Origin of the sequence: Pedobacter sp. HDW13 (assembly GCF_011303555.1) — a bacterium.
In the GTDB taxonomy this organism is placed as follows: domain Bacteria; phylum Bacteroidota; class Bacteroidia; order Sphingobacteriales; family Sphingobacteriaceae; genus Pedobacter.
Window position 1 is genome coordinate 3,345,643 of the sequence record NZ_CP049868.1, and the last position, 15,338, is coordinate 3,360,980.

9 protein-coding genes are annotated in these 15,338 nt (G+C 41.0%); 7 read left to right on the plus strand and 2 right to left on the minus strand.

The window, feature by feature from the left end; all coding sequences use genetic code 11:
* The first annotated feature begins 78 nt into the window (after nt 1-78).
* The 4 genes from G7074_RS14245 (at nt 79) to G7074_RS14260 (ending at nt 9,579) form a co-directional block, all read left to right on the plus strand.
* On the plus strand, nt 79-2,514 hold the full coding sequence (locus tag G7074_RS14245) for an outer membrane beta-barrel family protein (RefSeq protein WP_124558389.1): 2,436 nt from the start codon (nt 79-81) through the stop codon (nt 2,512-2,514).
* A gap of 319 nt (nt 2,515-2,833) precedes the next feature.
* Complete coding sequence (locus G7074_RS14250) at nt 2,834-5,968, plus strand: SusC/RagA family TonB-linked outer membrane protein (protein ID WP_166209004.1); 3,135 nt, start codon at nt 2,834-2,836, stop codon at nt 5,966-5,968.
* Nucleotides 5,969-5,979: 11 nt separating this feature from the next.
* On the plus strand, nt 5,980-7,410 hold the full coding sequence (locus tag G7074_RS14255; protein WP_124558390.1) for a SusD/RagB family nutrient-binding outer membrane lipoprotein: 1,431 nt from the start codon (nt 5,980-5,982) through the stop codon (nt 7,408-7,410).
* Nucleotides 7,411-7,494: 84 nt separating this feature from the next.
* Entirely contained in the window at nt 7,495-9,579 is a 2,085-nt protein-coding gene (locus G7074_RS14260) for a prolyl oligopeptidase family serine peptidase (protein ID WP_166209007.1), read from the plus strand.
* A 6-nt stretch (nt 9,580-9,585) separates the two neighbouring features.
* Here the strand turns inward: G7074_RS14260 and G7074_RS14265 are convergent, their stop codons facing one another.
* Nucleotides 9,586-11,220: an ABC transporter substrate-binding protein gene (locus G7074_RS14265; RefSeq protein WP_124558392.1), complete on the minus strand. Its 1,635-nt coding sequence runs from the start codon at nt 11,218-11,220 to the stop codon at nt 9,586-9,588.
* A gap of 45 nt (nt 11,221-11,265) precedes the next feature.
* On the opposite strand from G7074_RS14265, the gene G7074_RS14270 reads away from it, so the two are divergent.
* Nucleotides 11,266-11,718: a hypothetical protein gene (locus G7074_RS14270; RefSeq protein WP_166209010.1), complete on the plus strand. Its 453-nt coding sequence runs from the start codon at nt 11,266-11,268 to the stop codon at nt 11,716-11,718.
* Nucleotides 11,719-11,932: 214 nt separating this feature from the next.
* Here the strand turns inward: G7074_RS14270 and G7074_RS14275 are convergent, their stop codons facing one another.
* Nucleotides 11,933-13,270 (minus strand): sigma-54 dependent transcriptional regulator, encoded by a 1,338-nt coding sequence (locus G7074_RS14275; protein ID WP_166209013.1) that lies wholly within the window; start codon nt 13,268-13,270, stop codon nt 11,933-11,935.
* A 285-nt stretch (nt 13,271-13,555) separates the two neighbouring features.
* On the opposite strand from G7074_RS14275, the gene G7074_RS14280 reads away from it, so the two are divergent.
* Entirely contained in the window at nt 13,556-14,167 is a 612-nt protein-coding gene (locus G7074_RS14280; RefSeq protein ID WP_124558395.1) for an N-acetyltransferase, read from the plus strand.
* A 7-nt stretch (nt 14,168-14,174) separates the two neighbouring features.
* Nucleotides 14,175-15,278: a M20/M25/M40 family metallo-hydrolase gene (locus tag G7074_RS14285; protein WP_166209016.1), complete on the plus strand. Its 1,104-nt coding sequence runs from the start codon at nt 14,175-14,177 to the stop codon at nt 15,276-15,278.
* Nucleotides 15,279-15,338 lie beyond the last annotated feature (60 nt).

Genomic DNA, 15,338 nt, shown 5'->3' on the forward strand with positions numbered 1-15,338 from the left:
ACTCACGTAAAAAGTATGGCGTAAAATTGTAACAATATGCAATTTGCACAGACTAATTACAAAAGACTAACTCCTAACATGAAAAAACTGCTACTATTAACCCTCACCCTTGGACTATTTTTTAAAGTGCATGCCCAGTTTCCTGCTGGTGGCTTTGGTGGGGGAGCAAAAAAAACAACTGTTACCGGTCGTATCACCGCCGTTATATTAGACTCATTAACTAAAAAACCTATTGATTACGCAACTGTATCGTTAATTAACGCAAAAGACAATAAATCGGTTAACGGTGGTGTTACCGATGAGAAAGGGAAATTAACCCTGCAAAACGTATCACCCGATGCTTATAAATTGATGATTGGTTTTATGGGCTACAAAACCAAAACGATATTGGTTACTACTACGCCTGCCAAACCCGATAACAATATCGGTACCATTTATATTTCTTCTACAGAGAATGCTTTGGCTGATGTTCAGGTACAAGGTACCAAAGCGGTTATCGAAAATAAAATAGATAGGATGGTGTACAATGCAGAAGCAGATGGTACTAACGCCGGTGGCGATGCAACAGATGTAATGCGTAAAGTACCCATGCTTTCGGTAGATATTAATGGCAATGTGCAGCTTCGTGGTGGAGCCGTTCGTGTATTAATTAATGGTAAACCATCTGGTACCATGGCCAGCAGCGTTGCTGATGCGTTAAAGATGATCCCTGCCGAGCAGATTAAAAGCGTGGAGGTAATTACCAGTCCATCGGCTAAATACGATGCGGAAGGATCAGGTGGTATCATCAACATCATTACCAAAAAATCAAATGCACAAGGTGTGAGTGGAACCGTTAATGCTTCGGCAGGTACCCGCCAAAATAATGGTGCATTTAACTTAACTGCTAAAACTGGTCGATTGAGTGTAAATACCGCCCTGGGTGGAAACTTTGCCTATGCTCAAAATTCTCGTGTTGTTATATCCAATATTACACGGGTTGATAATGTTATTGTAAACAATGTTATGCAAGATGGTTATTCGAAATGGAGCAGGGAAGGTTTAAACGGAAGTTTAGGGGTAGATTATGATTTTAATGCCTACAATAACATCAGCTCAAATGTAAAATTTAATAGCTTTTCTAATGGTGGCCCTGGCAAATCATCGTTCATTACAAACGGTGTTGAGCTAACAAATATCAGTGATATGGACATGACTTTCAGAAACATGGATTGGAATGTCGATTACAAAAAAACAACTAAAAAAGAAGGAGAGGAATTTTCAATTTCAGGCCAGTTATCTACAGGAAGAACCCCACAAAACTTTAGCAACACTTTTATCCCTGCAGGCGCCACAACAGGAAACCTTGTTGAAAGAAGCAATACCAGTAAAAACAATGAGTATACTATTCAAAGCGATTATACCTATCCGTTTACCAAATCTTCAATTTTAGAAGTTGGTGCCAAAGGGATTTTCCGAACCATTAAGAGTCAGTTCGATGTATCGGCCCAGGATTTTGATTACAGTCAGGATGTTGCCGCAGCTTACGGTGTAATGAGTTTCAATCTGACTAAAAAGTTGAAATTTAAAGGCGGATTAAGGGCGGAATATACATCAATTAGCTTCAACACCCAGGCTAACGGTATTCAAAAAAACGATTATCTGAACTTGTTCCCAAGTGCAATTTTATCTGAAACCTTAAAGGGAAATGCAACCTTAAAATTAAGTTACAATCGCCGTTTGCAAAGACCAGGTCAGAATTACTTAAATCCTTTCCTTAACGATAGTAATCCAATTAATCTGCAACAGGGAAATCCTTACCTAAGCCCCGAGTTGAGCGATAACTTAGAGCTAGGTTACAGTACTTATATTAAGGGATCAGTGATTAATGCATCTGTATTTTACCGCCGAACAGGTGGCGTAATTGAGAGCTCCTTAGCTACAAATAGTGCTGGTACGCCATTAACAACCTTTATTAATGTTGGTAACAGCCAGACTTACGGCTTCAATTTATTCGGTTCCTACAATCCTAAACCTAAATGGACCTTAATGAGTAATATTGGATTAAACACCTACGAGGTAAATAATACCACTAATAACTTTAGCACCGGAACATTTTTAAACTATAATCTGTTTGCCCGCTCTGCTTACGGATTTGGTAAGGGTTACAATTTCGAATTATTTGGTGTTGTAAATTCACCAAGAAGAACCTATCAGGGTAAAACCGATGCGATGATTTTTTATGGTGCTTCATTTAAAAAAGATATCCTGAATAAAAAGGGATCAATTGGTGTAAATACTTTAAATCCATTTACAAAAGATCTTCACATTCAAACGGTAAATAATTCTATCATGAATGCGGTAACCATTAACCAAAGCCAAAATATTTACTACCCGTTGCGTTCGTTTGGCGTAAACTTTAGCTATTCATTCGGTAAGCTTAAATTTACTGAAAAGAAAAAGATCAAAAACGATGATATTAAGCAAGACCAACAACAAGGTGGCGGCGGAATGGGTGGTGGCGTTCAGCAATAAAATACCCAATCTACATATATTCAAATCCTTTCTGAATCACTTCAGAAAGGATTTTTTTGTTTAGGTAGGGTTTTCAGGTAAATAAATCCTTATAAATCATCCATTTTAAGTGCAATAAACAGTGCTTTCATTGGATCATCCATTGTTAAGCTAGTTTTTGCGGTTTTACTATTTTTTTCTGCGTGCTTTTGCGGGATGCGCTGCGATTGTGTAAAAATTTGCTTGAAATGCAGGCTGTTACGTCGTGTTTTATGCGTGTTCTTTTATGCTAAAAGCTTATATTGCATATGCTAACATTATTAACCTAAATAACTGAGATATGAGAAAAACCTTTACCTTAATTTTTTTTCTTTGTATTTTACTGGTGGGCCTATCCTCAATGGCACAGGTAAAGACAATTACGGGAAAAATAACCTCGTCTGATGATGGTGGGCCATTACCTGGCGTAAGTATAAAAATTAAAGGAACAAATGCAGGAACATCGAGCGATAGCGATGGTAGTTTTACCATTAAAGCGCCTTCTTCCAGTTCTATACTCGTTATAAGTTTAATCGGGTATAAAACACAGGAAATTACGGTTGGCAATAAAACCACTGTAAATGCTAACCTGGTGCCCGATGCACAAGAACTACAGGAAGTAACCATTTCTACCGCACTAGGTATTACTCGTCAGGCCAAATCTTTAGGTTATGCGGCGCAATCAGTTGGCGGAAGTGACCTGAACTATAACCATCAGCCCAACCTGCTTAATGCTTTGCAGGGTAAAATTGCCGGCGCAACTATTTCCAGTACAGGAGGTGGTCCTGGCCAGGGTGCAAATATCAGAATCAGGGGGGTAAACTCTATCGATCCAAATATTTCTGGCGATCCCTTATATGTGATTGATGGTGTGCAGATTGATAATTCGACCTCAACCGTTGGTGCTAATCCCGATGGAACTGCCTTTGGCGCAAGGGGAGTAACCAACAGGGCTTCGGATATTAACCCCGAAGATATTGAAACCATTAATATTTTAAAAGGTGGTGCAGCTACTGCCCTTTATGGCTTAAGAGGTGCAAATGGCGTAGTGGTAATTACAACTAAAAGAGGTAAACAAAACGGGGTTAGTGTTAACCTGAACAGTAGTTATGGGTTTGATGAAGTTTTGAAAAGTCCTGATGTTCAAACTGAATACACCCAGGGAGTTTTAGGGGTTTATACCAACCCTCCTGGAGGTATTGGGCCAGCCTGGGGACCAACCATTGCCGAAGCAAAACTGATCGATCCAACACATCCTGATCAGTTATTTAACAACTATGATCGTGCATTTGGAACCGGCCAGCAGATAAAAAACTCGGTTTCGGTTGCCGGCGGTGGTGATGTAGTAAAGTTTTTCTCGTCAGTTTCGCAATTGTACCAAAAAGGGATGATGCCCAATACCGATAACAAGAATTTTTCAGGAAGGTTAAATACTGATTTTATCATCAGTCCTAAATTTAAAGCATCGGTAAATATGAATTTTACCAATTCGGGTGGCTATACTTACAGTGCTGACCGTTTTGGAGAAAGTTTGGCCTACTGGTCGCCACGTTACGATGTTTCAGATTTCCAGAATGCGGATGGTTCGCAAAAATACATTGGTACAAATAATCCGATATGGGGTACTGCCAACAACAGGTTTAAAGGCGATGTAAACCGCTTTATCGGCGGGGCAAGCTTAAGTTACGATCCCGTAAAATGGCTTAATTTTTCTTACCGTTTAGGTTTTGATACATATACCGATAACCGCGTGCGCACGGCCCGTGGCCCTATGTATGCTACAGAGGCAATGTACGATAATGCACAGGGCTTTTATGGAGAGTTCAATACCAAGTTCAGGACCATTAACAGTACGTTTGTAGCTACCTTTACTTCTAAATTAACTGATGACATTACCGGAACTTTAAGGCTGGGACAAGAGCTTTACGATCGTAAATCAAAAGAAATCGGTACTTTAGGAAGTATCCTTGGGGTTTACGATTTCTTTAACCTGGCCAATGCAGGTGTGCTTACCCCAACACAAACCTTGAAACAAAAACGATTGGTTGGTTATTTTGGTGAAGCTACTTTTGATTATAAAAATTACCTTTTCTTAACCCTAACCGGACGAAACGATATTACCTCTACCTTGCCTAAAGCAAGCAGGTCGTTTTTCTATCCTTCTGCGAGTTTAAGTTATGTATTTTCAGATCAATTTAAACTGCCTGCAGTTATAAGCCAGGCTAAGTTGCGCTTATCTTATGCCCGGATTGGTAAAGATGCATCCGAATATTCTACTTTTACCGGATACACACCTTATATATCGTTGCCAACCGGTACAGGTGGGTTAACCATTGCCTCTAACCTGGGTAATGCCAACCTTCGCCCCGAATTTACCAATACTTACGAGGCTGGTTTAGAGATGTCGTTCTTTAAAAACCGTTTAGGTTTCGATTTTACCTATTATTATTCTTTGAGTCAGGATCAGATTATCCAAACACAGATTTCTTCTGCTGTAGGTTATGTAACCAAATCTATTAATGCAGGCGATATCAGAAACAGAGGGGTAGAGCTGGTTATAAACGGTAAACCTATTGTATCAAAAGATTTTAGATGGGATGTGAACCTGAACCTATCAGCAAATAGAAATAAGGTGCTGACTATGCCAAACGGAATAACCGAAATTGTATATGGTGCCGCAAGGGGCTATGGAAATGCCGGAGTAACCATGAAACTTATCCAAGGGCAACCTTATGGTAATATTTATGGCAGTTATTTTAACCGTTATTACGGAGGTCAAGCCGAAGATCCGATTGTACTTGATAAAAACCTTCCGCTGCTGATCAGTGCCAATGGATTTCCAAGTATTTCTGGTGGCAAACAAAAGCTATTGGGTAACTCGCAGCCTAACTATATTGTTGGACTGGGCAATACATTCAGGTATAAAGATTTTAGTTTAAATGTATTGTTCGATGCCCGTTTAGGATTCGAAAAATACAACTGGCTGGAAGATTTTTATTCGGCTTTTGGCTTGCCGGATTATACTGCCGACAGAAGGACTACAAAGGTGTTTGACGGCGTATTGGCCAATGGCCAGCCCAATACCAAACCAGTGTACATGGGACAACGGTTTGGCCCTGATGGGGTAGATTATGGCGAGGGTTACTACCGTATTTATTACCGCAACGTTTCTGAACCATTTGTAAGTGATGCATCATGGGTACGTTTGCGTTCGGCGAGTTTAACCTACAACGTACCGCAAAACTGGTTGCCGGCAAAATCAATCAAAAATGCTTCACTTTCGGTTACCGGAAATAATTTATGGTTATGGACCAAATATTACGGTGTAGATCCCGAGTCGAGCTCTTTTGATGCCGGTAGCAACAACGATGGTTCTGCAGGGTTTACCTATCCATCTGCCCGCACTATAATGTTTACCCTTAATGTTGGTTTTTAAATAGTATTACGATGCAAAAGATTATAAAATATACATTGTGCTCAGTTTTAATTGCAACACTAGGCTTGCAAAGCTGTAAAGACAGCTATTTTGATAAACTGTCAGACAATCCGAACCAGGTTCCTGTGCCAACGCTCAATGCGTTGTTGGCTACATCGACCTATAAAATTGGAAACAACAATTACTTTATTGGAAGTATTGTTGCCCCTTACGTGCAATATACAGCCAACCCCACGGCTAACGGTGCTGGCGATACCTATCAGGCAATTGATTTTAGTGCCACCTGGGATGCCCTTTACTTCGCCATGGCCGATGCTAATGAAATGAAAAAGCTGGCCATTAGCCAGGGTTCCAGCGAGTATAAAGGTGTAGCCGATGTGATTATTGCCTACAACTTAACTTTGGTAAATGACCTTTGGGGAGATGCACCGTTTTCGCAGGCTTTTAACATCGATAACCTTACGCCCAAATATGATAAACAGCAGGATGTTTACAATCAGGCTATGGCACTTTTAGATGAAGCCATTGTAGAGCTTGCCAAAACCAATTCGACTATTAAACTGGCGCCAAACAGCGATTTGATTTATGGAAAAACAACTGCAGAAAGGGCAAACTGGTTAAAAATGGCTTATGCTTTAAAAGCCAGATTATTAAATAAGGTGAGTAAAACCAGTGCTTACAACCCTACAGCAGTGTTGGCCGCACTTAGCAATTCTTTTGCCGCCAATGCTGATGATGCAAGTATGGCTACTTTTAAAGAACGTAACCCATGGGCAAATGTGGCACTATCCAATTCACAGCAATCGTTAGGAGGCTGGTTATCCGAACAATTTATCGATGCATTGAATGGCAAAACTTTCACTGTTTTCGATCCCCGAATCGAAAAAATTACCGACAAAACGATCAATAATATCTACATTGGAACGGTAAATGGTGCCGGTAACCGCTTGCCTGGTGCCAACACCACTAAAGATGAATGTTATATTTCGAGAAATTCTCCCTGGACCAGTGATACAGCCCCTTTATTTATTGTAACCTATGCTGAGTTGAAATTTATTGAGGCCGAAGCTTATTTCGATAGCGACAAGATAAAATCTTACGCAGCTTACCTGGCAGGTATTAGTGCCAATATGGATAAACTTACGGTTTCAACAACCAACAGAGATACTTATCTGGCAGATCCGCTTGTGGCGGTTGGTGCTGCGGCTTTAACCAAAGACCTTATTTTTAAAGAAAAGTACATTGTTACCTATTTAAATCCGGAAGCTTGGAACGATGCACGCCGTTTCGATTATAAGTATAAAGATTTTGGTCTGCCGGCCAATAATGCACTTCCTACATTTATCCGCCGGCTGGATTATACCCAGGGTGAAAGAAGTAAAAATGGTGCCAATGTGCCTACTGATGTACCACGCACTACCAAATTGTGGTGGGATCAGTAACATTCTTATAAAAAATTAAGCTTTAGGCCTTAATCATCTGATGGTTAAGGCCTTTTTTCATAATTTATCTCAAAATCCCAAGGAATGAAAAAATCGCTGCTTATCCTGTTTATGCTCCTTTCTACCTCAAAAATATTTGCACAGTCGTTTAGCCTGAAATCTGTTTTGTCTTATCCTTTTCCAAGCCAGTTGGTAGCCGCGCCCACAGGGACAAAAATAGCATGGGCGGCAAATGAACAGGGGAAAAGAAATATCTATACTGCGGCAGCTCCCGATTACAAAGCGGTAAAAATTACCAGTTACAATGAAGACGATGGGCAGGAGTTAACCAGTTTGTCTATTTCGCCAGATGGCACCTGGATTGTTTTTGTGCGTGGTGGCGATCATGGTGGAAGGGATGGTGGTCCGGTTAATGCAGCCTCATCTGCAATTGCGTCAAAAATACAGGTTTTAGCTATCTCTTTTACGGGTGGAAAGATCATCACCATTGGCGAAGGCGATAATCCACTTATTTCACCAAACAGCAAACAGGTGCTTTTTAGCAAAGCCGGTCAGGTTCTAATTGCGCCAATTGACGGACTAATGCCTGCCAAAAACCTGTTTTATGCAAAAGGGATTAACGGAGGATATAAGTGGTCGCCCGATGGGGAGAAAGTTGCCTTTGTTTCTAACCGTACCGATCATGCTTTTATTGGAATTTACACCAATGATGAAACACCTGTGCAGTGGTTATCGCCATCATTTGCTAAAGATAACATGCCGGTTTGGTCGCCCGATGGTAAAGAAATTGCCTTTATTCGTACACCTGGTTCAGGTAGTGAAACAGATTCTATTTTATCCCGTAAACATCAGGCCTGGGCCATCTGCACCGTTAATGTTTCAACAGGGCAAGGTAAGCAGATTTGGAAAGCTCCTGAAACGATCAGGGCATCATACCCATCAATTGATGGAGGTGCCAATCTGCAATGGGCACGGGATAAAATTGTATTTACTTCATACGAGGACGGCTGGCCACATTTGTATTCCATTAATCCCGATGGCTCGGGTAGGTTGTTACTCACGCCGGGCAATTATGGTGTAGAAAATATAAAACTGGGTAGCGATAAAAAAACATTGGTTTTTGCTGCCAATACAGGTAAGGATGGTGATGATCTGGAAAGAAGGCATGTTTACAAAGTTTCAGTAAATCAGGCAAATATGCAACCTTTAAGTAGTGGGAAAGGGATTGAGGCCTACCCGGTAATATCGGGCGATAATCTTACTTTTTTCTGCTTAAGTGCTACCGCAGAGCGGCCACTTTTACCAGCTGTTATTGCTGGAGGAAAAGTGATTAAGCTCATTGGTGAGTCGCTTATTCCCACCGATTTTCCGATTAAGGAAATGGTTGTGCCCAAACATGTACGTTTTAAGGCAGCCGACGGTAACACGGTTTACGGGCAGTTGTTTTCGCCGAAGAAAATGATCAAAAACCAGCCTGCAATTGTTTATGTGCATGGTGGGCCGCAAAGACAAATGTTTTTAGGATGGAACCCCATGGATTATTATTCCATAGATTATGCTTTAAATCAATACCTGGTTAATTTGGGTTTTACTGTGTTAGCTGTAAATTACCGTTTAGGCACTGGTTATGGTTTCGATTTTCATAAACCAATGGGTGCGGGGGCACAAGGAGCATCAGAATACCAGGATATTAAAGCAGCTGGCGAATGGCTGGCAGCGCAACCCGGTATTAATAAAGATCAAATAGGAATCTATGGAGGTTCTTATGGTGGTTATCTAACTGCACTAGCACTTGGAAAAGATTCGAAGCTGTTTGCTGCAGGTGTAGATATTCATGGGGTAAATAACCGATTTAGCAGTCAGGCTACCGAAGGTAAAGAGCCGGCACCTGATGCTACACTTGCGGCTAAAATTGCTTTGTCATCCTCGCCTGTCAGTTACATTAACACCTGGACCTCGCCAACACTTATTATTCATGCCGATGATGACCGCAATGTGGCCTTTAATCAGAGTGTAGATTTAGCCAGGCGTTTTGAGGATAAGCACTTTGAATTTGAATTTTTAGTTATCCCGGATGATACCCATCACTGGATGAAATTTTCGAACGGATTGAAAGTAAGCGAGGCTACCGCAAAGTTTTTGAAACGGAAATTGATGGACAAAAAGTAATCCCTTTTACTTTTTTTGAACCCGTTTTAAAATCATGAGGCTTTGCGGATTAAAAGAATATCCGGAAATATTGTTCTGCAACATTACCACCGATTGATCGTAAAAAAGTGGTACCACTGGTGCATAATCCATCACAATCTGATCCATTTTGCGGTATAGTGCAAACCGCTTTTCGTTATCAGGTTCGTAATAGCTCTGCTCAAATAATTGGTCGAAAGCTTTGTTGTAAAAGGCAGTATAGTTGGGGCCGTAAGGAACTTTGTTTTTTGAATAAAACATGGAAAGAAAATTTTCGCCATCTCCATAATCGGCCAGCCAGGAGCCGCGGAAAAAGTTTACATGGTTTTTCGACATCAGGTCTCTTAAGCTGGCACTTGGACTCACATCAATTTTGGTTTTAATGCCAACAGCAGTTAATTCTCCCTGTATAAACTCAATAAGGTCTTTATAGGTTGTAGTGGTATTCAGGGTAATTTCTGTCAGGCCTTTACCTTCAGGGAACCCCGCTTCTGTTAAAAGTTTTGCGGCAAGTTTAGGGTTATACGCATAACCGCTAACGGCAAGGCTATCAAAACCGGGCATCCCTTTGGGAATAAAACCAGAGGTTGCCGATACGCCTACACCATTGCGAAGGTATTTAATGAGCTTATCTTTATCAATGGCATAATTAATGGCCTGCCTGATTTTCTTTAAACGCAGGGGCGATTTTTTAACAATGGCCAGGCTGGTATCTACAAGTATACCCACATATTCGGTACACAGATAGGGGCTTTTAGTCAGATTAAACTTTCCCTTGTATTTGGACGTCATTTTACCGCTTTTGGTCAGGATATCATCCCGGTAACTTCCATCTACATTGTAATAAAAATCGAGGTCTTTTTTTATGAAGCTCATAAAGCCGCTCTGCTTGTCGGTTATGAAAGTAGCTTTTACCGCATCGAGGTAAGGCAATTTAATGCCTTTTTCATCTTTTTCGAAATAGTGCTCATTTTTTAATAACACCAGGATTTCGCCTTCTTTCCAGTATTTAAATTTAAAGGGCCCTGTACCAATGGGATGGCTCCTGAAATCCTTGCCATAATGGCTTACAATTTCTTTGGGTACTACCGAGCAATATTGCGTGGTAAGCAAACTCATAAACGGCGGGAAGGGGCGTACCAGCTTAATCTGGAAAGTAGAATCGTTTAAGGCAATAAAATTATGTTCATCCTTTACTTTATCGCTAAAAATCCAGCCGCCCGATGAAGCTACTTTCGGATCAATTAAACGGTAAAAACTATAGGCAAAATCACTGGCTACAACTTTTCGGCCCTTTCCGTTTTTAAAGATAGGATCGTCGTGAAAGTAAACATCGTTGCGCAGGTTGAAGGTATAAGTTAAAGCATCGGCAGAAATTTGCCAGCTTTTAGCAATGCATGGAATAGTTTGCAGCGATGAATCGACCTGCACCAAACCATTAAAAATCTGGTTGGTCATCCAGATGGCATTCTGGTTGCGGGCAAAGGCTGGATCTATTGAGGTTAAGCCCTGATCGAGGTTAATATTGAAGACTTTTTTAGCCTGGTGACTGGCGTTTTCCTTACAGCTAAAGATCAGGGTGGCACAAAAAATCCAAAATATATAATTAAATGAGCCTCGCATCGGGTAGGAATGTTATTTTTGCACAAATTAATAAATTTAATGCAGATGTCTTTTTTAAACGATTTATTTATTGGCCTCGATGCTGCTAAACAGGAAGAATTACAGGAACGTTTAGATTTAGTAGAACACAAGATTAAATTTATGGATAAAATGCCGGTAGCTTGCCTGGATACCAGCAATAATCCAAACTACCTGCTAACCGAAGAAATTGCATTAGCCGGCGGAATGGTGGAAGCCGATGTTTTAAATGCGGTATTTATTATTTATTACCAACCAGGCAAAACACTTACCGATTTAATGCGCGAAGTACCGGCTGCACTGAATACCAGTTGGCAGGCAGTACAAAACAACCGCATTATTTTATTAAATGATGATGTAAACCGTGAAAGAACTGCCGAAAATGCAGTTTCTTTAATCGAAGATATTGCTGAAATGCTGCATCCGGGCTCTTTTATATTTGGGCACGAAGGGGATAAGTGGATCAGGTTTGGGGCTTAGTTTTGCTATTTCACCATATAAGGCAGTTAAGGCCATTTAATATTTTTACCCCCCGATCTGTCACCCTGAATTTATTTCAGGGTCTCTAATTTACCACCTAAAACACCTTAGTGCATTTAAGAGGATATTTGCATCCAATCTTCTGACTTTCAGATCTCCGACTCCGGACTTTTACCTGACTTTGGTCTTTTAGCTTTAGTCTTTGGACTTTCCTTTAAATCTCTTTAATCCGATACTCTTCTATTTTACGGTAAAGCGTAGTTAATCCGATACCGAGTAATCTCGAAGTTTCTGTTTTGTTGCCTTTGGTGTGGAGGAGGACTTTTTGGATATGCTGTTTTTCGATCTGCTGTAAATTGTATTCGTTTTCTATTGGCATGAACTCAAAAAATTCGGGAGGCAGAGCAGATGCACTTAAAGTATCGCCATCGGATAGAATCACCAGACGTTCAATTACGTTTTTAAGTTCGCGTATATTTCCTTTCCAGCCGTGGTCGGTTAGTATGGACAGAATTTTATCGTCCATTTTAGGCACGGTCCGGTTTACCTTATCGGCAAATGCCTTGAGGTAGTGTTTAGCCAAAGCAGGGATATCCGTCTTACGTTCGCGCAAGGGCGGTAGTGTAAGCGTAAAAACTGACAAACGGTAATAAAGGTCTGAACGGAACTTGCCTGTAGCGGCATCACCTTTTAAATCTTTATTGGTTGCAGCTAGAATCCTCACATTTACCTGTTGGGTATGGGTATCGCCCACTTTAATGAAGGTTTGGCTCTCCAATACCCGCAATAGCTTGGCTTGCAGGTCGAGGTTCATTTCGCCGATTTCGTCTAATAGCAAAGTGCCGCCATTGGCCTCTTCCAATAAGCCCTTTTTATCTTTATTGGCACCTGTAAATGCGCCAGCTTTGTAGCCAAAAAGCTCGCTTTCCAGTAAATCGGGACTAAAACCGCTGCAATTCAGTGCTACAAAAGGTTTTTCTGCCCTAGGACTCGCATAGTGGATCGATTGCGCAAAAACCTCTTTTCCTGTACCTGTTTCACCTAAAAGTAAAACCGTAGTATCGGTTACGCTTACTTTTCTGGCCAGATCAATGGCCTCTTTTAAAGCTTTAGATTGGCCGATAATGGTTTCGAAACTATGCTTTTGTGCAATTTTATTTTCAAGCTCTGCCACACGACGTTGAAGATTGGATTTATCCATTGCACGGTATAAAAGCGGAATAATTTTATCGTTGTCGTCGCCTTTAACCAGGTAATCGAAGGCCCCGTTTTTAATGGCCAGTACGCCATCGGCAATGGTGCCATAAGCGGTCAAGTTAATAATTTCGACAAAAGGTTTAATGGCTTTGATATCTTTAACCAGGGCAACTCCGTTTACATCGGACAGCTTTACGTCACTGATGACAATGCTTACGTCGTTATTTTTTAAAAGTTTAAGTCCTTCTTTTCCGGTATTGGCTTGAAGGGTTTTAAAGCCCTCCAACTCTATAATCCTGGAAAGTAAACTGCAGATTTTCTTTTCATCATCGATGATGAGGACCATCCCATTCATAGGTTAAATTTATGCTGCAATATTAACAATAAATATACCGAATTATTAACGATTGTGATAATTGTGGCCTTTGGATTTAGTTGGCGACTGCATCAATTAATTATGGCTAGTCTAAAAGGTTTTCAATATGGTAAAAAGCCTTTCAAAATGGCAGGGTTTTGCTGGTGCTCGCCGGGATAGTTGTTTATTTTTTTTGAATTTTTATGTTGATAATCAGTGTTTTATTGTCTTGTTTCTGTCCTAGGTATTGCTTTTGATGACTGGCAAGTATGAAATTTTATTAAAATGAACAATTCAATAATTTTTGTCAGGGTTGCAACCAAAGCGGATGCAAAATATGCAGATGAAATTGTAGCTGAAACACAAAGCTCAGCATTGTTAAGAGGTTCGGGCATTTCGAAAAGAACACCAGCCTCAATTGTCGAAAAGATGATTGCCGGCAAAGCGGTAATTGCAGTAACTGCCGGTGGCGAATGGGCTGGTTTTTCCTATTTCGAAAGCTGGCAAAATAATGCTTTTATCTCCAATTCAGGATTAATTGTTGCGCCAAAATTTAGAAAATCTGGTGTTGCCAAAAGTATTAAGAACCGGATTTTCAGCCTATCACGCCGTTTGTATCCCAATGCGAAAATATTCAGCATAACCTCTGGTGCAGCCATTATGAAAATGAACACTCAACTGGGCTTCGAGCCTGTAACCTTTGCACAAATTACCCAGGATACGGCATTTTGGGAAAGCTGTAAAAGCTGTGTAAACTACTCCATCCTGGAAAGTAAAAATAAAAGTAATTGCTTGTGCACGGCCATGTTGTTCAGTCCCGAACATATCGATCAAATTATCGCCAGCGCCGAAAATACACTCCAATTGCAACAAAACCTAAACCTTAAAAGCATTTAATTACATCATGAATATCGCAGAAAAACCACTGACCAGTCATCCCGATTTAAACCAATTATACAATGAAGCCTTAGCTCTTTTATCCGCTTTAGTTGCCATACCATCTTTTAGCGGTTCAGAGCAAGGAACGGCCAGCGAAATAGAATCGCATCTGGCCAAACATGGTATCAACACCATTCGTAAAAACAATAATGTATGGTGCTACAACAAATATTTCGACAGTGCAAAACCGACCATTCTGCTCAACTCGCACCACGATACGGTAAAGCCCAACGAGCAATATAGCTTAGATCCTTTCAGTGCACTGATATACGATGAAAAAATTCACGGTTTGGGCAGTAACGATGCGGGGGCTTCGCTGGTATCGCTCATTTCGACCTTTATCTACTTTTACGAATCGAAAGACCTGCCTTTCAATTTATGCCTGGCAGCCACCGGAGAAGAAGAAACTTCAGGTTTGAATGGTATCAGGAGCATTTTAGACGATCTTAAACCCATTTCTTTTGCCATAGTTGGCGAGCCAACCGGTATGCACATGGCCATTGCCGAAAAAGGTTCGATGGTGATTGATTGTGTAGCCAAAGGACGCTCGGGCCACGCCGCGCGCGAGGAAGGGGATAATGCCATCTACAAGGCCATTAAGGATATCGAATGGTTTTCGCATTTTCAGTTTCCGATTGAGGATCATTTGCCTGCCCCGGTAAAAATGACTGTTACACAAATCAATGCGGGTTTGCAGCATAATATTGTGCCTGGCGAATGCCATTTTACGGTCGATATCCGTTTCGATCACAATTATACCCCGCGTGAGATCCTGAATGTAATTATCAACCACACGCTATGCAGTTTCAACGTGCGTCCAAATGTGCTCAATCCATCCAACATCGATGTGCTGCATCCTCTTGTTGTTGCCGGATTGGCTCTGGGCAGAAAAACCTATGTTTCGCCTACCAGTTCCGATCAGGGCTGGTTGAGTATGCCATCGGTAAAAATGGGGCCGGGCGAATCGGCCAGATCGCATACGGCCGATGAGTTTGTGCTGATTGAAGAAATTGAAGAAGGGATAACCCTCTATATCCATTTGCTCGAATCTGTTTTTAAAAGGGCATAAATCGGAGAAGCGCCATTTTTTGTACCTTTTTCGTTTCCGAAGCACTAAAGTAAAAGCTTT

Excerpts from the sequence above, each read along its gene's own strand:
- G7074_RS14245 (WP_124558389.1), top strand. The coding sequence starts at position 79 with ATGAAAAAACTGCTACTATTAACCCTCACCCTTGGACTATTTTTTAAA.
- G7074_RS14255 (WP_124558390.1), top strand. The coding sequence starts at position 5,980 with ATGCAAAAGATTATAAAATATACATTGTGCTCAGTTTTAATTGCAACA.
- G7074_RS14260 (WP_166209007.1), top strand. The coding sequence starts at position 7,495 with ATGAAAAAATCGCTGCTTATCCTGTTTATGCTCCTTTCTACCTCAAAA.
- G7074_RS14265 (WP_124558392.1), bottom strand. The coding sequence starts at position 11,220 with ATGCGAGGCTCATTTAATTATATATTTTGGATTTTTTGTGCCACCCTG.
- G7074_RS14270 (WP_166209010.1), top strand. The coding sequence starts at position 11,266 with ATGTCTTTTTTAAACGATTTATTTATTGGCCTCGATGCTGCTAAACAG.
- G7074_RS14285 (WP_166209016.1), top strand. The coding sequence starts at position 14,175 with ATGAATATCGCAGAAAAACCACTGACCAGTCATCCCGATTTAAACCAA.
- G7074_RS14275 (WP_166209013.1), bottom strand. The coding sequence starts at position 13,270 with ATGAATGGGATGGTCCTCATCATCGATGATGAAAAGAAAATCTGCAGT.
- G7074_RS14280 (WP_124558395.1), top strand. The coding sequence starts at position 13,556 with ATGAACAATTCAATAATTTTTGTCAGGGTTGCAACCAAAGCGGATGCA.
- G7074_RS14250 (WP_166209004.1), top strand. The coding sequence starts at position 2,834 with ATGAGAAAAACCTTTACCTTAATTTTTTTTCTTTGTATTTTACTGGTG.